This is a genomic window from Hamadaea flava, from assembly GCF_024172085.1.
Taxonomy (GTDB): Bacteria; Actinomycetota; Actinomycetes; order Mycobacteriales; family Micromonosporaceae; genus Hamadaea; species Hamadaea flava.
The window spans coordinates 6,293,776-6,314,954 of sequence record NZ_JAMZDZ010000001.1; the positions used below are offsets into that span (position 1 = coordinate 6,293,776).

Here is a 21,179-nt window from a genome sequence, read left to right on the forward strand (position 1 = left end):
CGACCCGACTAGTCTTCGCTCGGCGTTTGCCGGGTTGAACGGGGTGGTAGGTAATGGCGGCGACGAATGCCCATGAGGACGCCGGAGCGTTGACCGATGTGGTGAAGGGATGGTTGACCTCCCATTTGCCCACCGGTGCCATCGTGCAGGTGGGCGGCGGGGACGCGGTCGTTCCACCCGGGCCGGGCACGAAGGTCGTCCAGGTCGATCAGCTGGCGAACGCTCTGGAATACGTCGCGATGTTCGATCACGCGGTGGTGACGGGGATCACCGAGCAGCACGGAGACCCGGTTGCGATGATGCGCCGGCTTCACACCGCGCTGAAGCCGGAAGCGGTTCTGTTGGCCGTCCTGCCGTTCGGGGCGACCGACGCGCCGACGCGTGTCCCGTTCTATCAAGGCTCCGTCCGCGGGCTCGTCGAGCCGTTGTTCCACATCAGCGAAATGGCGGTGCTGGACGGGCGGATCGTGCTCGTCGCCCAGCGGCGCGATCAACCTGACGGGGCGGTCGCGCTGACGCTGTCGGCCGATGAGATCGCCTTCCGGGACCACGAGAGGCGGCTAGCCGAGCGGATGCGCGGGCTCGCCGGACAGATCGTCCAGGCCGGTGCCCGTTATCGAGGCGCGATGGCCCGGGTGGAGAAGTCTCAGTCCGAACTGCAGCGGGTCACGCGAGAGCTGGCCCAGCTCCGGGCGCGGGTACGCCGGCTCCGCCCGATCTACGCACTGCCATTGGCGGCCTACCGCCGGGTGAAATCGCTCAAGACCACCGCCCAGAGCCGGCTCGCTCCGACCCTCCCGGCCCTGTCGTCGGCGAACTCGAGCCCAGCCGCGAAGTCAGTGTCCGGTTCGGCGGCGCCGGCCGGTGCCGCGTCCTGGATGGACACTCTGCGGGACGGGTTCGAGCAGTGGCTCGCCGCCGCCCGGTCGGCACCCGGTGACGAGGTCGTACTGATGTTCTCCGGGACCACCTTCGTCCAGGAGGCGCGAGCGAACCGGCCGATTCGCCTCACCCGCGTCTACCTGGAGCGCAACTGCCCGGTCTTTTTCAACTATTACCGGTGGAGCGAGAAGGACCCGCTGCCCGACCATCCCGATCCGCTTCTCTTCCAGAGCCCGATCGACGCGACGCCGAAATTGCTGGACGAGCTCATCACCGCGGACTTCGGCGGCAAAAAGAAGATCTTCTTCGCCTCGTTCCCGCACGAGGTCATGGTTCGCTATCTGACGCTGGCCGCTCAGCATGGCTGGGTGACGGTGTACGACGCCCGAGACGACTGGGAGGAGTTCGCCAAGGTCGGAATGGCGAAGTGGCACCACCCCGGCTACGAGCGATACATCGCCGCCCACGCCGACATCGTCTCGGCTGTTTCCCGGCCGCTTGCCCGTAAGATCTCCGCCCTTGCCGGCGGGCGCGAGGTGCACGTCAACGCCAACGCCCTGGATCCGAAGTTCCCGCGTCCGCGAGGCCGCCGTGATGCGAGCCGGACCACCGTCGGCTACTTCGGGCACCTCACGGACAAGTGGTTCGACTGGCCGTTGGTGATCGCAGCGGCGCAGCGGTATCCCGAGATCACCTTCGAGATCGCCGGGCATGGTGCGCCGACACTGGACCTGCCTCGCAACATCCGGATGCTCGGCCTCCTGGGCCACCAGGATCTAGCCGAACACAGCCTGCGATGGTCGGCCGCGCTGATCCCGTTCAAGAACAGCCCGCTGGCGGACGCGGTCGACCCGATCAAGATCTACGAGTACCTGCACCTCCGGCTGCCCGTGCTCGCCAGTTACTTCCCGCAGTGTCGGGACTATCCGGGCACAGTGATCACCGAAGGGCGGGACGAGTTCCTGGAGATGCTGCCCAAGGTCGCGGCGATGAGCGTAGCGGAGGACGAGATCGTAAGCTGGCTCGCCGAGAACACTTGGGAGAAGCGCGTCGACACCTATTCGGCCCAGGCCGGCGACGTCCGCCGACAAGGCCGCAAGGGCGCCATGGCACTGCTGGAGGACGTCAAGTGACCCGGCCCCGGATCGTCTTCTGCTATCGGTACGGACTGCTCGGCGGGGTCTCCGCGCAGCTTCTCAACCGGTATCCGGCCATGTCGCAGTTCTTCGACGTCACCGTGGTCTACGAACAGGACTACGGCATGGCGAGCCGATTCCCCGCGGGCGCGGCGGTGGTCGCGCCGACCCAACGTGATCGCGAGGCGGCCCTCGCCCAGGCGAACGCCGACATCGTCGTCGTTATCGACAGCCCAAGCTTCATCGACGCCTGGCGTACTGCGGGCAAGCCTGGCCGACTGGTGCTCGAGGTGCACACGACCACCGCCAACGTCAGCTACCTGCGCGATCGGGACCAATTCGCCGACGTCTCCCACATCATCACCGTCAGCCAGTACATGGACGAGCTGCTGCGGAGCCACCGCATGCAGGAGATCGCGCCGATCTCGATCGTGCCGAACTGCCTCGACGACATGTGGCGGCAGCCCACGGTGCCGACGATCATGGACGGGCACCCGCTGGTCTGGGTCGGCAAGCTCGACAGCCACAAGCGCTGGCGGACCGCTGTCGATCTCATGGATCAGGTCGCCGAAGGGGAGCGCGACGGGCTGATTCCGATGCTTGTCGGCGGGCTCACCTCGCCGGTGGCTGAGGTGGCCGCTCTCACGACGCGGCTGGCCACGTCGACGGGGCTGGCGAACGCGGTCTGGTGGCCGCGCGTGGAGTACGACCGGATGCCCGCTCTCTACACTTCGGTGGCCGCCAGTGGCGGTGTCCACATCTGCACCAGCATCAACGAGTCATTCGGCATGGCAGTCGCGGAGTCGGTCGTCCGCGGATGCCCGGTCATCGCGCCGGCCGTCGGCGCGCTTCCCGAAATTCTTCCGGCTGCCGCGCTTTACGAAGCCGAGGACTTCGGCGCCGCCCGCGAGAAGGTACGCCGTGCGCTTCACGACCAAGCGTTCCGGGCCGAGCTTCTCTCGACGGCCGACCGGTTGCGGGAGCTGACCGTGCCGGGCCGGGCGGCGGAACTGTATGCGCAGATCGTCGAGAAGATCCTCGGCAGCCCCGTGCCCAGCCGTTGATCAACCGCTCCTAAGGAGAAGCCGTGCGTTCCAAAGCGCTCATCCTCGTCGCCGCGCTGGCTTCGGGGGCTGTGGTGTTCGCCGTGCCGACCGACTGGCGTGCCCCGGTGCTCGTGGCCCTGGCCGTGCTGGCCTTCGGGCTGTACGCGGTGCGCGAGCGGGCTGCGCTGCGGGCGCTTCGTGATGTGGGGCAACGTCAGTCGGATCGGGTCAACCGGGATGCCGGCCAGTTGCGCATCGCGCTGGCTGAACAGGGGGAGAAGCTGGACGCGCAGGCCGTCCAAGCCGCCCGGATCGAGAAGGCGGTCGCCCAGACGACGGCGCTCGGCAAGGAGATCGCGTCCCTGCACGTGGCGGCGACCAACGAGACGCTTGCGGCGCTGCGCGGCCACGAGGAGGAGAACCGCAAGCGGCTGAACGGCTTCGAGGAGATCCTCGGCCGGTCGGAGAAGCAGCTGGCCGGCCTGCTGTCCAGCGCGGAGGCCCGGCGGCTCAACAGCGGCGTCCTGCAAGGGCTCGAACGTGAATTCCGACAGGTGGAGGCGCTGCTCAATCTCTACGCCACCGTGACGGTCCGGGAGCCGTTGCCGCCGTCACGCAAGTGGGCCATGTCGCCGGATCTGCTGGCCTATCTCGTCTCTCTCGTGCAGGTGCGCAAGCCTTCGCTCATCGTCGAGCTCGGCAGTGGGCTGTCGAGCGTGTGGCTCGGCTACGCGCTGGAGAAGAGCGGTCACGCCGGCCGCCTGATCTCGATCGAGCACGACGCGGAGTTCTTGGCGAAGACCCGCCGGATGCTGGCCGACCATGGACTCGACCACCTGGTGGAACTCCGGCACGCGCCCCTGTCCGAGCTGACCCTCGACGGCGAAAGCTGGCCGTGGTACGACCGTGCGGCCTTCGCGTCGCTCAGCGGTATCGACTTGCTCATCGTCGACGGACCGCCGGCCGCGACCCGAGACCATGCGCGCTACCCGGCGCTGCCCGTTCTCTCGGAGCAGTTGGCTTCGGACGCGGTCGTCATCATGGACGACTGTGTGCGCCAGGAGGAGACGGATATCGTGAGTCGCTGGCGCGACGCCTATCCCGGCTGGAACCTCGAGGTGCTCCCGCACGAGAAGATCACTTCAGTTCTCATCCGGTGAGTTGCCGCAGAAACGCGAATGGAGGCCGAGCGGCCTCCATTCGCTTGTGGATGTTCGGATCAGCTGGGCGCGGTCGTCACCTTCGCGGTGGCGGCGTGCGCCTGGCCCGCGGCCATCAGCTCCGAGACGGTCACGAACTCGTAGCCTTGCGCTTTGAGCTTCTCGATGATGTCCACAAGGCGGTTCAGGAAGGGCGGATCGATGCCCGGAGCCACCGCGTCGTGTGCGAGGAAGATCGTTCCCGGGACCATGTTGTCCACGACGAAGGGGATGACCGCGTCCGGCTTCTCGACGAAGTCTTTCTCCGTCACGCCCTGCGACCACATGATGAAGTCATAACCGAAACGGTCCGCTGCGCGCATTGTGAGGGTGCCGATGTGGCCGAACGGCGGGCGGAAGATCTTCGGCTCGATGCCGAGGTGCTTGACGATGCTTTGGTGGCTCTTGGAGATCTCGTCGAAGTTGCCCTGCCAGTCCAGGGTACTGAGATCCTTGTGCGACCAGGTGTGGTTGCCGACTTCGTGACGGTCGAGCCGACCTTCGATCAGCCCGGCGTTGGCTTCCAACCGTGAGCCCACGAGGAAGAAGGTCGCCGAGACGCCGGTCTTGTCCAGCGCGTCGAGTACGAGGGGCGTGGCGTTCGGAACAGGCCCGTCATCGAACGTGAGGGCCACCAGTTTCCGCGACGACTCCACCGACCAGATCAGCCTGGCCTGTCCGCTGATTTTTACGACGGTCGGGCTCAAGCTCGGCTCGGCGGTCGTCGCCGGATTCTGCTTGCGAAGCCGATCCCACAACATGACTCCCCCTGCTCCCGCTGCACCCGCGAAGGACAGCTTTCCCAGCTGTAGCAACGCCCCGCGGCGGCTGGTCGATGACGCAGACAACTTAACGCCTCCCGTGTAAGCGAACCACCCGCGGATCGCCGTACGTTCTCATCGCGCCGACGCCTCGGACATCAGTTCGTCCCGCAGGATCTTCGCGATTCGTGGCCCTGCTTGGCCGTCCCACAGCGGCGGGACGGTCCACGTCGTCGCCCGTCCCGTGGCCAGGACACCCGCCACCACCGCCGGCAGCTCCTCCCGGGTGACCAGGCGGTTGGTCCCGTGACTGATCGTCACGGGACGCTCGGTGTTGGGACGCAGGGTCAGGCAGGGGACGCCGAGCATGGTCGTCTCCTCCTGCACGCCCCCGGAGTCGGTGACCACCGCGTCCGCACCGCGGACCAGCCCGAGGAACTCCACATATCCCAGTGGGTCGACCACGCGGAGCCGGGGATGTGCCAAGAGGCCGGCCTCTTCTAGGCTGGCACGTCCACGGGGATGCAACGGCAAGATGATCTGCACTTGATCCGCCACCGAGTGCAAAGTCTTCACCAGGGCTTGCGCGTCCGCCGAATCGTCCACGTTGCCGGGCCGGTGGAGCGTTGCGACCACGTAGGACCCCGTCAGGTCGTGCGTCGTCCGCGCGGCCTCGGCGTCGAAGTTCTCCAGGTTGGCCAGCAAGGTGTCGATCATCGGGTTGCCGACCAGGTGGATCTTGCCTGGATCCACCCCTTCGTTGCCGAGGTGGGCCACCGCGTCCGGGCTGGTAGCGAAGAGCACGTCGCTCAGCCGGTCGGTGACCAGCCGGTTGACCTCCTCCGGCATCGTCATGTCGAAGCTGCGGAGGCCGGCCTCGACATGAGCCAGCCGTACGCCGAGCTTCGCGGCGACGAGGGCGGCGGCCAGAGTGGAGTTGACGTCGCCGTAGACGACCGCGAACGCCGGCTGGAGCTCGACGAAGAGGTCTTCCAGCGCGGTCAGCAGGGCGGCGGTCTGGCGTCCGTGGGAGCCGGAACCCACGCCGAGGTCGTAATCCGGACGGGGCAGGCCGAGCTGTCGAAAGAAGACCGCGGACATCTTGTCGTCATAGTGTTGTCCGGTGTGCACCAATCGCTGGTTGACACCGACCGCGCTCAACGCCCGGATCACCGGCGCGGCTTTGGGGAAATTCGGCCGCGCGCCGGTGATGTGCAACACAAGATCAGACATCGGTGACCTTTCAAACGGGGGCGGAGCAGTGACTGTGCCACCGCGTCCGGCTGCGAAGCATGCCAGACGACGTGCCTCGTTGTCATGCCCGGCAGACAAAGGCCACTAATACGGTCAGGTGCCCGTCCATTCGGACAAGCTGGGCTGGCCGGAAGTGTTACGTCGCCGGCAAGTGGTGGCGTTCGGTATCCGCCTTCTGGCACGCTCTAGCAACGTGAGGAGTCAGCAGCCGGGCGCGACGCTCTCCGTCGTCGTCCCCGTCTATCGAGTCGAGGCATATCTGGAGCAATGCCTCGATTCGGTGCTTTCTAATCCCACATCGGACATTGAAGTCATCGCCGTCGACGACGCGTCACCCGACGGCTGTGGTGCGATCCTCGACCGGTACGCCGAAGGCGACGATCGGCTGCGAGTGCTGCACCTGCCCGTGAATCGTGGCCTCGGGCAAGCCCGGAACGCCGGGATGGACGAAGCCCGTGGCCGCTATATCTGGTTCGTGGACTCCGACGATTGGCTGCCGGCTGGTGCCGTCGAGGCGGTCCTGGAGAAATTGCGCCGCAGTAGCCCGGATCTCCTCATCATCGACCACGCCGAGGTTCTTCCCGGCGGCCTGCTGGTCCGGCCGCGGCTGGCCGACGTCCTCGACGACGCCACGGCTCCGCTCCGGCTGTCGCAACGACCTGAACTGCTGCGGCTGGCCCAGTCGGCGTGCACGAAGATCGTCAGCGCCGATTTCGTGCGCTCGCAACGTCTACGGTTCCTGCCAGGCTGGTACGAGGACAGCTACTTCAGCCATCTGGCGCTCATCGCGGCGGGTGAGATCGACGTCCTCCCTGAGTACGCCTACTGCTACCGGCTGCAGACGCCGGGCAGCATCACGAACTCCTTGAGTGCACGGCATTTTGAGGTTTTCGACCAGTATGCGCAGCTTTTTGCGGCGGTGGACGCGCTTCCGAATGTGCCTGACCAGGTGCGGGCGGAGTTGTTCCGCGTCATGCTCAATCATTACCTGGTCATTCTCGGCAATCGCTGGCGGCTTCCACCGAGTGAGCGGCGGCGGTTCTTCGCGCGGATCGTCCATGAGTACGCCGCCCGCCTTCCCGCCAATGGCTATGCCCGTCCAGAGGGTGCGGACGCGATGAAGCACTGGCTCGTCCGGCGCGATGCGTTCTCGATCTACGAAAGCATGCGCCGCGCGAACGTCTTCCTCGCCCGGCAGGCCACGGGACGGCTTGATGAGAGTCCCCATCCCGAGTTGATGCCGGATACACGGCGCCGGCTCGAGGACGGGTCGTCCTCGATCATCCGAACGGCGGCACCTCGCCAACGATTGGATGATGGCCCGTGGTCGTCCCCTCTCGCGCATACGGGTCCTCGGGTTCCCGCACCTGACGAGCCACAGCGCGATCAGTAGTATGGCGCAGCGCCTACCTGGGACTCGTTGCTCGGGCAGGTGTTTGCCATCGCTCGACGGGGGTTATTGGTGAAGGTTCTCATCACCGGCGGAGCCGGTTACATAGGAAGCACCATCGCGTCGGCGCTGGTGGATCACGGCCTCGTGCCGGTCATATTGGACAACCTGACGACCGGCCGGGCCGACTACGTGCGCGATCGCCTGTTCTATCGGGGATGCATCTCCGACGGCGCGCTCGTCGACCAGATCTTCGCCGAGCATCCCGACATCTATGCCACCATCCACTGCGCCGGGCTCATCGTGGTGCCGGAGTCGGTCCTTCAGCCGCTGCGGTACTACCGCGAGAACGTCGCGAAGACGGTCCAGCTCGTGGACCATTTGCTGCGTAACGACTGCCGTCGATTGGTGTTCAGCTCGTCGGCCGCCTGTTATGGAGCTGCCAGCGGCGAGGCGGTCGACGAATGGTCGCCCACCGCCCCCAACAGCCCATACGCCCAGACCAAGGCGATGGCGGAGAGCATCCTCAGTGACCTCGCCGCGGCTGGAGCGCTGTCGGCGATCTCGCTGCGCTACTTCAACCCGATCGGCGCCGATCCACAGATGCGGACCGGTCTGCAGATCCGCAACCCGAGCCATGTGCTCGGGAACCTCATTCGCGCTTGGGAGCGGGGCGAGCGGTTCACCATCACCGGTATCGAGTGGCCCACCCGTGACGGCTCCGCGATTCGCGACTACGTCCACATCTGGGATCTGGCCGAAGCGCATGTGGCCGCCGTCCGGGAGTTCGACGCTGTCGCCGGCAAAGCCAACCGCGTACATCAAGTCATCAACCTCGGCAGCGGACGGGGCACCACGGTTCGTGAACTCCTCGCCGCATTCGAGCACGTCACCGGGGCACGGCTGACTCTGCGAGAGGACCGGCCCCGGCCGGGTGACACAGCCGGGTCCTTCAGCCGCAACGATCTCGCGCAGCGCCTGCTGGGCTGGCGGCCGAAGTTCACCACGGAGGAGGGCATCCGGCATTCGCTCGAGTGGCGTGCGATCGACGGCCATTTGAACCTGGGCGCCCCGGCGTGACGGTGGCCGACATCTAGCCTTGTCGGCAGGACATCCCCTCGGCCTGTGGACGGAAGATTGATGAGCGATCGGCTGACCCGCACACGACGCGTCTTCGCGCCTCGTGGTGGTTACTACCAAGGGGGCTCGCAGACATATCGCCCGGGCGACGGCCTCGGCAGCCTGCCAAAGCTGCTGCCGACGGAGATCTGGCGATGGGTTCGGTCGCATCGGTTGTTCGTGGCGCTGTTCGCGGTGGGGGCGTTTGTTCGCTTTCTGGCGATCATCGGCAATTATCCGATCCTCTGGTTCGGCGGAGACTCGGATCTCTACGTCCTCGTCGCGGCGAACGTCTATCCGCCGGCGGGTAACCCGGCCGGCTATGGCCTGGCACTGCGGCTGCTGAGGCCGTTCCACAGTTTCACCGTGGTCGCGTTGGCGCAGCATCTCGCCGGGCTGCTGGTCGGCCTGGCCATCTACCTCCCCCTGACCAGGCTTGAACGCATCGGCAGACGGCGGGTGTACCGCCTGCCCCGGTGGGCGGCCGCGCTGTTCGCCGCGCCCGCGATGCTCGACGCGTACCAGATTCAGCTCGAACATCTCATCATGTCGGAGGCCATGTTCGGCTTCTGCGTGGTCATCGGCGTGATCCTGGTGATGCAGGCGAGGATCGGGTCCTACTGGGCCGCCACGACCGGTCTTGTGCTGCTGTCCATCGCCTCCGTCACCCGCACGATCGGCCTGCCGATCCTCCTGCTCGCCATAGCGAGCCTCCTGCTCAAACGGGTGGGCGTCCGGGTTCTGGCGGTCGCCGCCCTGGCCGCCGCGCTGCCCCTCATCGGCTACGCCACCTGGTTCGACAACTATCACGGCCGATTCGCGCTGTCCGGAGTGGACGGACTGTACCTGTGGTCGCGGACCGCCGCCTTCGCGGACTGCGCACAGCTCAAGCTCTCCGACGCCGAGCGCCTGTTATGTCCGGATCACGTGCCGCAGGAGATCCGCGATCAACATCCACCGGCGTCGCTGTGGTTATGGAGCGACTGGTCGCCGCTTCGACAGCTGCCCTCGACGATGGACGAGGATGTTCGCAACGAACTCGCTCGACAGTTCGCCATCAAGGTGATCCAGCAGCAGCCGGTGGACTACGCCATCGCCGTCATCAAGGACTTCTCCCTCTCGTTCCACTGGGAACGAGCGCCTCATCCTGGCGAATCTACGCTGGTGTACTACCGTTTCACCCGAAACGACCAGCCGCTGCCGGTCGACCACTCGTCCGGCAGCCTGTCCGTACGCGAACTGGCGGAGCTCTACGCACCGATGGACGGCACTCATGTTCGCCAGCCGGTCGCGAACTGGCTTTACGCGTACCAGAGTATTTTCGCGACCCGCGGGCCGATGCTAGCCCTGCTGCTGGCGGCGGGCCTGGCCGGAATCGCCCGGCGATGGCGGCGGTGGGGCGGCGAGGCGTTGCTGCCCTGGGTCTGTTCGATGGCGCTGTTGGCAGTACCGGTGATGACAGCGGATTTCGACCACCGATACGTACTGCCGGCGATACCGCTTGCCTGCCTAGCGGCGGGGTTGGCGACCAGAGGCCGGCTGTCGGAACTCGCGTCGGCCAAAGCCGCCCACCCCGTCAAAGGCCCGGCCCTCACCCGGGCGAACCACGGGTAGGGCCGGGCAGTACGTCAACGCGCCGGTGGGGGAGCCCAGGGGTTGTCGTTGGTGGTCTTGGGTGAGTCGTCGTCATCGGGCCAGGCGAAGGCGGGTGGCGGGGCCGGCTGACCCGGTTGCGTCGGCTGACCCGGCTGACCCGGCTGGGCCGGATAGCCCGGCTGACCTGGTTGGGCCGGATAGCCTGGATAGCCCGGCTGGGCCGGATGACCCTGCTGGGCCGGATAGCCCGGCTGGGCGGGCTGACCCGGTTGGGCCGGCTGACCCGGTTGGGCCGGATAGCCCGGCTGGGCGGGGTAACCCGGTTGCGCCGGATGACCCGGCGGGCCGGGCGGCGCCACCTGCTGTCCGCCAGCACCGGGGAGGGTCGAGGGCAGCGGCGTCGGGTGTTGCTGGTTCTCCGGCCGGTTCTCGCTGGCTGAAGGACCACCCGGGCCGTTCGCCGTCGGCGGCGCGGATTCCGGCATGGGCGGAGCCGTCCTGGGCAGCTGCACCGGCGGATGTGGCACCGGTACGCCCGGGGGAGCCTGCTCGGGGATCTCCAGGATGGTGGGTGGCGGGGAGGGGCGGTTGGGCTCCGACGGTTCGACCGCCGGATACGCGGCCGTCGGATAATGCCCGTAGCCACCACCGCCCGAGACCGAGTAGGCGCCGGGGTCGGAGATCGGGGCGAACGGGTTCACCGAGACCGGCACCAGGAGTTCGGGCATCTGCTTGTTCGTGCGATCCCGGCGCCGCATCAGTATGACGGTGATGAGAATTCCGAGCAGCAGGCCGCCGACCGTGGTGATCGCGATGATGACCGTCGTCGACACGCCCGGGGTCTCGCCGCCTTCGATGGCAAGGCGGCTGACGGCGAGCGCCCGGTACCGGGTGGCCGTGGTGTTCGTCCGCTGAACCGCGGTCACGAGGTCGAACTTCTTGATGGCATCGCGATACCGGCCGGCAAAGTAGTCGTCCAGCGCCTCGCGGTAGACGCGATCGGTCTGGCGGAGGCTGTTGTGGATACCGAGCGCCGAGAGGGCGGTCGTGACCGCCGCGCCGTCGTTGGCGGTGTCGAACCAGAGCGTCTGCCCGATCATCTTCCCGTCGTTGTCGACGAGCGCGCCGCCCCGCATCTCCGCCGATGGCAGGTTGCTGTCGAAGGTGAAGGTCGGCGGCTCATGGTCACCCTCGGTGCCGGCGATGCGGACGGAATGCTCGGTGACGGCGAAGGACGGCCCGGTCCCAGAGGTCGGGGCGTACCCGACGGCCACCGCGGTCGAGCCGGGTTTGAACGAGGTCGGCGGCGCTCCGATCTCGATCGTGGGCATGTCGCCCCCGGGAATCGTGATCGAGGTCAGGCCGCTGTCCAGATCCTGCGGCGCGGGCGCCTCCATCTGGATGGCCGGCGTCGCGGTGAACCCCGCGGTCGCGGGGCCCGGCTGCACGAACAGCTGCCGGGCCGGGTCGGCGTTGACCGTCTGCTCGGCGGTGAACAGACGGGTGGCCATCATCTGGTCGATGTTGGTCGTGCGCCGCGACTCGGGCAGCTTGCCCGCAGCGATCAGCTCAAGCGTGTAAGTGTGAAACGCCAGGCGGGTGATGCGTTCGCGGGACGGTGTCAGACAGTATCTGGTCGAGACCGCGATGCCTGAGGGGTCGACTACGACCGCGCTGCAGATGATCGAGAACTTGACCGCTCCGTCGGCGATCGGCTTGCCTGCTTTGTCGCGGATCACGCCCTGGAGCGTCAACTCGGTGAAGACGATTGCCGGCTCGGCGATCGCCTGAGCGCGTTCCTCCAAGGTGTAGGCGGGCGTGGCATATGCGGCGCTGCGCGAGATGGGCATGGGAAGAACCACGCTGAGCAGTACAGCTGCCGCGGCGAGCATCGCGCCGGTACGGCGCGACGGTGCTCGGCTTGAAGGCATTCGAGCTCCCGGGGTGGGATGAGGCGATTGCGTCGCCGGTATTCTAGGCGTAGCCGCACCGTCGCTGCTCGTCGATGTCGCGTCGATCGAAGACGGGGAGGACGGCGACGAGTCAGTGGCCAGGAGCGACCGCGCTGATGATCGCACTCGCCAGCTGATCGAGATACGCCGGTTCGCCGGAGCCCCGCATGACGGCGGTCCGCCAGTAGACGGGGCCGACGAGGAGGTCGGTGACCAGATCGGGGTCTGTCCCGGTCGGCAGCTCCCCGCGCGCGATCGCCCGGTTCACCAGCAGATCGCTCGTCTTGTGCTGGTAGGACCGAATGACGTCGTGCAGGGTCTGGTGGACGCGCGGGTTCCGGGCGGCCTCCGCGAGGAGGTCGGGCACGATCTTGGCGGCCAAGGGATGGGTGAGGGCGCGGCCGACGAGCGTCACGACCAGCCGCACGTCGCCATGCAGCGTTCCCGTGTCCGGTAGCGCGATGTTCTGTTCGAGGGCGCTGGTGACCAGTTCCAGAACCATGTCTAGTTTGGAGTCCCAACGCCGGTAGACGGCCGATTTCGTCACGCCGGCCCGGCGAGCCACCCGCTCGATGGACAGGCGTCCGAAACCGACCTCGGAGAGCTCCTGGAGCAGCGCCGCGGTGACCGCCGCAGTGATCTCCGGGCGCAGTACGGCGGCCCCGGCGGGTGGGCGCTTGCTCGTGGTCACGCGGGGACTATACCGCTACGACGATACGGTTGCGTCGCGACGTAAGAGTGGCTAGTCTCCTCCCCGGCGCTCGTCGGGGCGAGCCGGAGCCGGACGATGGGGGATGAGATGGCCGATCTGGTGATAGCTCGGCAAGAGAACGATTCTCCACTCCGCGACTTCGCTGCGCGGCACGGCCTCCACGAGTCGGGTCTGCGACCGTCACTCCCGGCGTACGCCCGGGAGGTGTTCGCGTATCGGCACTTCATGGCGGTCTATGCCAACGCCAAGGTGGTCGCGGGGTTCGGGCAGACGCGGCTGGGCCGGTTGTGGCAGGTGATGACACCGGTGATCAACGCCGGCGTCTACTACCTGATCTTCGGCGTCGTGATCAACACTCGAGCCGGAGTGCCGAACTTCATCGCTTACCTGTGCGTGGGATTGTTCGTCTTCAACTTCAGCCAGACGGTGGTGCAGCAGGCAGCCCAGGCCATCTCCGGCAATCTGGGACTCCTGCGAGCGCTGCGGTTCCCGCGCGCCTCGTTGCCGATCGCCGCGGTCTTGTCGCAGATGCAGCACATGGCGGCGGCGATGGTGGTTCTCGCCGGAATCGTCCTGCTGAGCGGGGAGCCGCTTACGTGGCACTGGCTCCTGCTCGTCCCGACGCTGATCCTGCAGAGCCTGTTCAACACCGGGCTGGCCCTCGTCGTCGCCCGGCTCGGTGGCCGTACCGCCGACCTCAGGCAAGTCATCCCGTTCGTGATGCGGACCTGGATGTACGGTTCGGGGGTCTTCTACAGCGTCAACAACTTCGCCGAGAACCTGCCCGCGGCACTCGCGACGGCAGTGCGGGTGAATCCCCTGCTCGTCTATGTCGAGTTGGCGCGCGACGCGCTCGTCGAATCGTCGCCGCTCTCCTCGTCGAGGCCGGTGCTCTGGGCACTGGGCGTCGGCTGGGCGCTGGTGGTGGCGTTGGGCGGATTCATCTTCTTCTGGCACGGGGAGCAGACCTATGGCCGCGGTTGACATCTCCTCAGTGGAAACGGCGTACGCCCCGCCGCCGCTCGATCCCACCCGGAAACCGACGGTCATCGTCGATGACCTGCACGTCGTCTATCGGGTGAGCGCCGGTGCCAAGTACGACAGCAGTCCCGTCGCGGGGCTTCGGCGGCTCGTGAACCGTACGGCGTCGCCTTCGATGCGGGAGGTGCACGCGGTCAAGGGCGTCAGCTTCGTCGCCTACGAGGGCGAGGCGATCGGCCTCATCGGCACGAACGGCTCGGGCAAATCCACCCTTCTCCGGGCGATCGCCGGGCTCCTGCCGCCCGAGCGCGGTCAGGTGTACGCGAAGGGCCAGCCGTCCCTCCTCGGGGTGAACGCGGCGCTGCTGAACGAGCTGTCCGGCGAGCGCAACGTGGTCCTCGGCTGCCTCGCGATGGGAATGTCCCTTGCTGAGGTCCGCCGGCAGGTGCCGGAGATCATCGAATTCTCCGGCATCGACGACCGGGGCGACTTCTCCTCATTGCCGATGAGTACCTACTCGTCGGGAATGGCCGCCCGGTTGCGGTTCGCCATCGCGGCGGCCCGGAAGCACGACGTCCTCTTGATCGACGAGGCGCTCGCGACCGGCGACGCTGAGTTCCGGCAGCGCAGCGAGCAGCGAATGCAGGAACTGTGCGCCGGAGCGGGCACGATCTTCCTGGTCAGTCACCAACTCAGCACCATCCGGGCGATGTGCGACCGGACGCTCTGGCTCGACTCCGGTGTCCTGCGGATGGACGGTCCCACGGACGAGGTGACCGGCACTTACATGGATCTCTACGGTATTCCCCGCTGAGGGCCCACCTCGGCGGTGGTGTCCCGCTAACGGGTAGCGCCACCCGCTATTCTTGGCGTACAGGCTTCGACCCGGCCATCACCGGTGAGCCTCCGGAAGAACCGCCGGACCGCGACGAACGGGTCAGGCTCAGTAGAACCGGACGGGACGGCCCGTCACAGCCGACAACGAGCGGCCCGCGACATCCTGACCAGGGTGAAGCGGGCAAGCGAGGTGGTACCGCGGGCTGGGCGCGACCCAGTTCGTCCTCGCGGACAGGACCGACGGACTGTACGCGAGAGAGGACCACTCATGGCGTACCCCCTGCACCACCACGAGAGCGTGGCCGCCAGCCCGGATCTTCCGGCGGTCGAGCGGAACGTGCTCGACTACTGGGCGGCCGACAAGACCTTCCAGGCCAGCATCGAGGCCAGGCCCCAGGACGACGAATACGTCTTCTACGACGGCCCGCCGTTCGCCAACGGCCTGCCGCACTACGGCCACCTGCTGACCGGCTTCGTCAAGGACGTCGTGCCGCGCTACCAGACGATGCGCGGCAAGCGGGTCGAGCGCCGGTTCGGCTGGGACACCCATGGCATGCCGGCCGAGGTGGAGGCCGAGAAGCAGCTCGGCATCACGACCAAGGCCGAGATCGTCGCGCTCGGCGTCGACAAGTTCAACGAGTACTGCCGTGAGTCCGTGCTGCGTTACACCAGCGAGTGGGAGCGGTACGTCACCCGGCAGGCCCGGTGGGTCGACTTCGCCGACGACTACAAGACGCTCGACCTGCCCTACATGGAGTCGGTCATGTGGGCGTTCAAGTCGCTGCACGAGAAGGGCCTCATCTACGAGGGCTTCCGCGTGCTGGCGTACTGCTGGCGGTGTGAGACGCCGCTGTCCAACACCGAGACCCGGATGGACGACGTCTACAAGGACCGGCAGGACCCGGCCCTGCACGTGCTGTTCCAGCTGGAGACCGGCGAGAAGATCGCGGTCTGGACCACGACGCCGTGGACCCTGCCGTCCAACCTGGCCCTGGCCGTCGGCCCGGACCTGGAGTACGCAGTGCTCGCCTCCCCCCAAGGGGAGAAGGTGATCCTCGGCGCGACCCGGGTCGAGGCGTACGCGAAGGAGCTGGAGGGCTACGAGCGCGTCGGTACGCTCACCGGCGCCGACCTCGTCGGCCGGAAGTACACGCCGCTGTTCGACTACCTCGTCGAGCAGGCCGGCCCGAACGCGTTCCACGTGCTCGCGGCCGACTTCGTCAGCGACTCCGACGGCACCGGCGTGGTGCATCTCGCGCCCGCGTTCGGTGAGGACGACCAGAACGCCTGCAACGCGGCCGGGGTGCCGACGATCGTGACGGTGGACGCCCACACCCGGTTCACCTCGCTCGTGCCGACGTACGAGGGCCAGCAGGTCTTCGAGACGAACAAGCCGGTGATCCGGGAGCTGAAGGAGCGCGGGGTCGTGCTGCGTCACGACACCTACTCGCACTCCTACCCCCACTGCTGGCGGTGTGACACGCCGCTGGTCTACCTCGCCGTGTCCAGCTGGTTCGTGGCGGTGACCCAGTTCAAGGACCGGATGGTCGAGCTGAACCAGCAGATCGACTGGACGCCGGGGCACGTCAAGGACGGCTCGTTCGGCAAGTGGCTGGCCAACGCCCGCGACTGGTCGATCTCCCGGAACCGGTTCTGGGGTTCGCCGATCCCGGTGTGGAAGTCGGACGATCCGGCGTACCCGCGGGTGGACGTGTACGGCTCGCTGGCCCAGCTCCAGGAGGACTTCGGGGTCGAGGTCACGGATCTGCACCGGCCGTACATCGACTCGCTGACCCGGCCCAACCCGGACGATCCGACCGGGAAGTCGACCATGCGCCGGGTGCCGGAGGTGCTGGACTGCTGGTTCGAGTCCGGCTCGATGCCGTTCGCCCAGGTCCACTACCCGTTCGAGAACCGGGACTGGTTCGAGTCGCACTACCCGGGCGACTTCATCGTGGAGTACATCGGTCAGGTCCGCGGCTGGTTCTACACGCTGCACGTGCTGGCGACGGCGTTGTTCGACCGGCCCGCGTTCCGCAGTTGCGTGGTGCACGGCATCCTGCTGGGCGACGACACCCGGAAGATGTCGAAGAGCCTGCGCAACTACCCGGACGTCTACGAGATGTTCGACAAGTACGGCGCGGACGCGATGCGCTGGATGCTCGTCTCCTCCCCGGTGCTGCGGGGCGGGGACATGCCGGTCACCGAGACCGGCATCCGGGACGCGGTTCGCCAGGTGCTCCTGCCGCTGTGGAACGTGTACTACTTCTTCACGCTCTACGCCAACGCGTCGGGATATCAGGCGAAGCCGAGCACGGCGAGCTCGCACGTCCTCGACCGCTACGTGCTGGCCAAGACGCACTCGCTGGTCGCCGAGGTGACCGGCGCTATGGACGCGTACGACCTGTCCGGGGCGAGCACCGCGGTCCGGTCCTACCTGGACGCGCTGACCAACTGGTACGTCCGGCGTAGCCGGGACCGCTTCTGGGCCGGCGACCAGGAGGCGTTCGACACCCTGTACACCGTCCTGGAGACGGTGGCCCGGGTGGTCGCGCCGCTCGCCCCGCTCACGGCCGAAGAGGTCTGGCGCGGGCTCACCGGCGGCCGCTCGGTCCACCTGGCCGACTGGCCCGCGGCTGCCGCGCTGCCCACCGACGACGAGCTGGTCGCCACGATGGACCAGGTCCGCGAGGTCTGTTCCGCCGCGTTGTCCCTCCGCAAGTCGCAAGGGCTGCGGGTACGCCTGCCGCTGGCGAAGCTGACGGTGGCGGCCGAGGGGGCCGACCGGTTGGAGCCGTTCACGGAGTTGATCGCCGATGAGGTGAACGTGAAGGCCGTCGAGCTGACCGAGGACGTCTCGGCGCACTGCGAGCAGGTGCTGAACGTCGTGCCGCGGGTCCTCGGGCCGCGCGTCGGCGGGGCGGTGCAGTCGGTGATCAAGGCGGTCAAGGCGGGCGAGTGGTCGCTGGTCGACGGTGCTCCGGTGGCGGCCGGCGTGACCTTGGCCGAGGGCGAGTACGAGCTGAAGCTGGTCGCGGCGGCCGGCGAGTCGGCGGCTCCGATGACGGGCGGGGTCGTCCTGCTCGACACCGAGGTCACGCCGGAACTGGCCGCCGAGGGCCTGGCCCGGGACGTCGTACGCGCGGTGCAGCAGGCCCGACGGGACGCCGACCTGCACGTCTCCGACCGGATCGCGCTGCGGCTGGCGGGCTCGCCCGCGGTCGAGGCGGCGGTCCGGGCGCACGAGTCGTTCGTGGCGGGCGAGGTACTGGCCACCTCGGTGGCGTACGGCCCGGTCGAGGGCGGCTTCACCGGCGAGGCGGGTGACGGCGAGTCCGTCACCGTCTCCGTCGCCCGCGTCTGACAGTCCACGTTCGGCGGCGGATCAGGGACCCACATTCCTGATCCGCCGCTGATCTTGGGTGCACCTGGTGTGATCTGCGTTCCAGAAACGCGCGGACGCGTTCCGGCGGCGGTTTCGGCTTCAGCTGACTACGGTATGTTCAGCGGCGGTCTCGTGGGGACGAGCGGACGACGCAGGAGGCAAGCGGTGCCCGTGCTTTACACGGTGGGTCAGTGGACGGTCGCTCCACTCCTGAAGCTCGGCTGGGCGCCCGAGATCGAGGGCCGGGAGAACATTCCCGAGACGGGTGGGGCGATCTTCGCCGGCAACCATCTCTCGGTGGCGGACGAGTTCATGCTCGGCGCGGTCGTCAGCCCGCGGCGGGTCTCGTTCTGGGCGAAGTCCGACTACTTCACCGGCAAGGGCCCGTCCGGCCTCTTCTTCCGGACCCTGATGAACGGCCTGGGCGCGATCCCGGTCAACCGGGAGGGTGGCCGGGCGGCGCTGAGCGCCTTCGACTCGGCCATCCCGGTCCTGCAGGAGGGTGGCCTGGTCTGCGTCTACCCCGAAGGCACCCGGTCGCCCGACGGGCGGCTCTACCGGGGGCGTACGGGGGTGGCGCGGCTGGCGCTCGCGGCCGGGGTGCCGATCATCCCGGTGGGTTCGCAGGGCACCGACAAGATCCAGCCGACCGGCCAGGTGCTGCCGAAGCTCAGGCGCGGCGAGGTGACGATCAAGTTCGGCAAGCCGATCGTCGTCGACAAGTGGCAGGACGCCGAGAGCACCTCGTCGGCCGCCCGGGAGATCACCGACACCGTGATGTCCGCCATCCAGGCTCTGACCGGCCAGGAGTACGTGCCGCGGTACGCGCCCAAGCGGGTGGAGAGCTGACCGGGGCAGCCGGGTAGTCTCAATTCTTATGGGTTCGAACAGTCTGACCGCGGCACCGACCGTCTGGCCGCAGCTGGAGCGGCTGCTTCCGCTGATCTCCAAGCCGATCCAATACGTCGGCGGAGAGCTCGGCGCGACGGTGAAGGAGTGGGACTCCGTCACGGTGCGCTGGGCGCTGTCGTACCCGGACGCGTACGAGGTCGGCCTGCCCAACCAGGGCGTGCAGATCCTCTACGAGGTGCTGAACGAGCAGCCTGACGTGCTCGCCGAGCGGACCTACGCGGTCTGGCCGGACCTCGAGAAGCTGATGCGGGAGCGGGGCGTGCCCCAGTTCACCGTCGACGCCCACCGGCCGGTACGCGATTTCGACGTGTTCGGCATCTCGTTCGCGACCGAGCTGGGCTACACGAACATGCTCACCATGCTCGACCTGGCCGGGATTCCGCTGGACGCGGCCGCCCGGGACGAGTCGCACCCGGTGGTGGTCGCGGGCGGGCACGCCGCGTTCAACCCGGAGCCCATCGCCGACTTCATCGACGCCGCCGTGCTCGGTGACGGTGAGGAGGCGGTCCTCGAGATCACGCAGATCGTGCGCCAGTGGAAGTCCGAGGGCTCCCCGGGCGGCCGCGACGAGCTGCTGCTGCGCCTCGCTCGCACCGAGTCGGTGTACGTGCCCCGTTTCTACGACGTGGACTACCTGCCCGACGGGCGGATCCAGCGGGTCGTGCCGAACCGGGCGGACGTGCCGTTCCGGGTCCACAAGCGGACCACCATGGATCTGGACGCCTGGCCGTACCCCAAGAAGCCGCTCGTGCCGCTGGCCGAGACGGTGCACGAGCGGTTCGCCGTCGAGATCTTCCGCGGCTGTACGCGCGGCTGCCGGTTCTGCCAGGCGGGCATGATCACCCGGCCTGTCCGGGAGCGGTCGATCACCACTGTGGGGCAGATGGTGAAGGAGGGGCTGGAGTTCTCCGGCTTCCACGAGGTCGGTCTGCTGTCGCTGTCCAGCGCCGACCACAGCGAGATCGGCGACATCTGCTCCGGCCTCGCCGACCAGTACCAGGGCACCAACGTCTCCCTGTCGTTGCCGTCGACCCGGGTGGACGCCTTCAACGTGGATCTGGCCAAGGAGCTGTCCCGCAACGGGCGGCGTACCGGTCTGACGTTCGCTCCCGAGGGCGGCTCGGAGCGGATGCGCAAGGTCATCAACAAGATGGTCACCGAAGAGGACCTGATCCGGACGGTCGTGACGGCGTACACCAACGGCTGGCGGCAGGTGAAGCTCTACTTCATGTGCGGGCTGCCCACCGAGACCGACGAGGACGTGCTCCAGATCGCCCGGCTCGCGCACGAGGTGATCAAGGCCGGGCGGGCCGCCACCGGCACCCGGGACATCCGCTGCACCGTGTCCATCGGCGGGTTCGTGCCGAAGCCACACACCCCGTTCCAGTGGGCGTCCATGGAACGGCCGGAGGTCATCGACGACCGGCTGCGCCAGCTCAAGCAGGCGATCAACGCCGACAAGTCGGTCGGCCGGGCGATCGGGCTGCGCTACCACGACGGTGAGCCGTCCCTGATCGAGGGCCTGCTCGCACGGGGCGACCGCCGCGTCGGCGCGGTCATCCGGCGGGTCTGGGAGAACGGCGGCCGCTTCGACGGCTGGAGCGAGCACTTCGACTACCGGCGCTGGGTGGACTCGGCCGCCGAGGTCCTCCCGGCGTACGGGGTGGACCTGGACTGGTTCACCGTCCGGGAGCGTGACGAGCTGGAGGTCCTGCCCTGGGACCACCTCGACTCCGGGCTGGACAAGGACTGGCTCTGGCAGGACTGGCAGGACTCGCTGCGCGAGTACGAGCAGGACGACTGCCGGTGGACGCCCTGTTTCGACTGTGGTGTCTGCCCCGCGATGGACACCGAGATCCAGATCGGCCCGACCGGCCGCAAACTGCTCCCGCTGACGCCCGTCGGAGGACTCCGGCACGCCCACACATCGTGACGTCAGAGGAGTAGCCGCCAGGGGCGTACGCAGTGGTCACAGGGCTGGTAGCCTGACCTCCGCTCACACAGAATCCGGTGAAAC

At 67.7% G+C, this 21,179-nt stretch carries 15 protein-coding genes; 11 read left to right on the forward strand and 4 right to left on the reverse strand.

Going from position 1 to position 21,179, the window contains the following annotated elements; genetic code table 11:
- Positions 1 to 53 precede the first annotated feature (53 nt).
- Genes HDA40_RS29500 through HDA40_RS42265 form a run of 3 tightly spaced genes read left to right on the forward strand, consistent with a single transcriptional unit; the run spans position 54 to position 4,224 of the window.
- Positions 54 to 2,015 carry a glycosyltransferase family protein gene (locus tag HDA40_RS29500; protein WP_253761064.1) on the forward strand — a complete coding sequence of 654 codons (1,962 nt, stop codon included), beginning with the start codon at positions 54 to 56 and terminating at the stop codon, positions 2,013 to 2,015.
- Positions 2,012 to 3,082, forward strand: a complete 1,071-nt coding sequence (locus HDA40_RS42260) for a glycosyltransferase family 4 protein (RefSeq protein ID WP_253761065.1) — start codon at positions 2,012 to 2,014, stop codon at positions 3,080 to 3,082. Before HDA40_RS29500 ends, HDA40_RS42260 begins: the two co-directional genes overlap by 4 nt.
- 23 nt (positions 3,083 to 3,105) lie before the next feature.
- Positions 3,106 to 4,224 (forward strand): class I SAM-dependent methyltransferase, encoded by a 1,119-nt coding sequence (locus tag HDA40_RS42265; protein WP_253761066.1) that lies wholly within the window; start codon positions 3,106 to 3,108, stop codon positions 4,222 to 4,224.
- Positions 4,225 to 4,283: 59 nt separating this feature from the next.
- Here HDA40_RS42265 and HDA40_RS29515 read toward each other — a convergent pair whose 3' ends face one another.
- Complete coding sequence (locus tag HDA40_RS29515) at positions 4,284 to 4,970, reverse strand: polysaccharide deacetylase family protein (RefSeq protein ID WP_253761067.1); 687 nt, start codon at positions 4,968 to 4,970, stop codon at positions 4,284 to 4,286.
- Between the two features lie 189 nt (positions 4,971 to 5,159).
- Entirely contained in the window at positions 5,160 to 6,257 is a 1,098-nt protein-coding gene (gene wecB, locus HDA40_RS29520; protein ID WP_253761068.1) for a non-hydrolyzing UDP-N-acetylglucosamine 2-epimerase, read from the reverse strand.
- A 118-nt stretch (positions 6,258 to 6,375) separates the two neighbouring features.
- Between wecB and HDA40_RS29525 the strand changes: the two genes are divergently transcribed.
- From HDA40_RS29525 to HDA40_RS29535, 3 genes are all read left to right on the forward strand, one after another.
- Positions 6,376 to 7,671: a glycosyltransferase family 2 protein gene (locus HDA40_RS29525; protein WP_253761069.1), complete on the forward strand. Its 1,296-nt coding sequence runs from the start codon at positions 6,376 to 6,378 to the stop codon at positions 7,669 to 7,671.
- Positions 7,672 to 7,740: 69 nt separating this feature from the next.
- Positions 7,741 to 8,748: a UDP-glucose 4-epimerase GalE gene (gene galE / locus HDA40_RS29530; RefSeq protein ID WP_253761070.1), complete on the forward strand. Its 1,008-nt coding sequence runs from the start codon at positions 7,741 to 7,743 to the stop codon at positions 8,746 to 8,748.
- A gap of 60 nt (positions 8,749 to 8,808) precedes the next feature.
- Entirely contained in the window at positions 8,809 to 10,401 is a 1,593-nt protein-coding gene (locus HDA40_RS29535; RefSeq protein WP_253761071.1) for a hypothetical protein, read from the forward strand.
- Between the two features lie 14 nt (positions 10,402 to 10,415).
- On the opposite strand, the gene HDA40_RS29540 is transcribed toward HDA40_RS29535, so the two are convergent.
- Positions 10,416 to 12,233, reverse strand: a complete 1,818-nt coding sequence (locus tag HDA40_RS29540; protein WP_253763973.1) for a hypothetical protein — start codon at positions 12,231 to 12,233, stop codon at positions 10,416 to 10,418.
- Between the two features lie 193 nt (positions 12,234 to 12,426).
- Positions 12,427 to 13,026, reverse strand: coding sequence for a TetR/AcrR family transcriptional regulator (locus HDA40_RS29545; protein WP_253761072.1), 600 nt, complete (start codon positions 13,024 to 13,026; stop codon positions 12,427 to 12,429).
- Positions 13,027 to 13,134: 108 nt separating this feature from the next.
- Between HDA40_RS29545 and HDA40_RS29550 the strand changes: the two genes are divergently transcribed.
- The 5 genes from HDA40_RS29550 to HDA40_RS29570 all read left to right on the forward strand — a co-directional run bounded on the left by HDA40_RS29550 (position 13,135) and on the right by HDA40_RS29570 (position 21,095).
- Positions 13,135 to 14,031 (forward strand): ABC transporter permease, encoded by an 897-nt coding sequence (locus HDA40_RS29550; RefSeq protein WP_253761073.1) that lies wholly within the window; start codon positions 13,135 to 13,137, stop codon positions 14,029 to 14,031.
- Positions 14,018 to 14,842: an ABC transporter ATP-binding protein gene (locus HDA40_RS29555; protein ID WP_253761074.1), complete on the forward strand. Its 825-nt coding sequence runs from the start codon at positions 14,018 to 14,020 to the stop codon at positions 14,840 to 14,842. The genes HDA40_RS29550 and HDA40_RS29555 overlap by 14 nt, the downstream gene beginning before the upstream one ends.
- A gap of 291 nt (positions 14,843 to 15,133) precedes the next feature.
- Entirely contained in the window at positions 15,134 to 18,229 is a 3,096-nt protein-coding gene (gene ileS, locus HDA40_RS29560) for an isoleucine--tRNA ligase (RefSeq protein WP_253761075.1), read from the forward strand.
- 186 nt (positions 18,230 to 18,415) lie between these two features.
- Complete coding sequence (locus tag HDA40_RS29565) at positions 18,416 to 19,099, forward strand: lysophospholipid acyltransferase family protein (RefSeq protein ID WP_253761076.1); 684 nt, start codon at positions 18,416 to 18,418, stop codon at positions 19,097 to 19,099.
- Positions 19,100 to 19,127: 28 nt separating this feature from the next.
- Positions 19,128 to 21,095: a TIGR03960 family B12-binding radical SAM protein gene (locus HDA40_RS29570; RefSeq protein ID WP_253761077.1), complete on the forward strand. Its 1,968-nt coding sequence runs from the start codon at positions 19,128 to 19,130 to the stop codon at positions 21,093 to 21,095.
- The last annotated feature ends 84 nt before the right edge of the window (positions 21,096 to 21,179 follow it).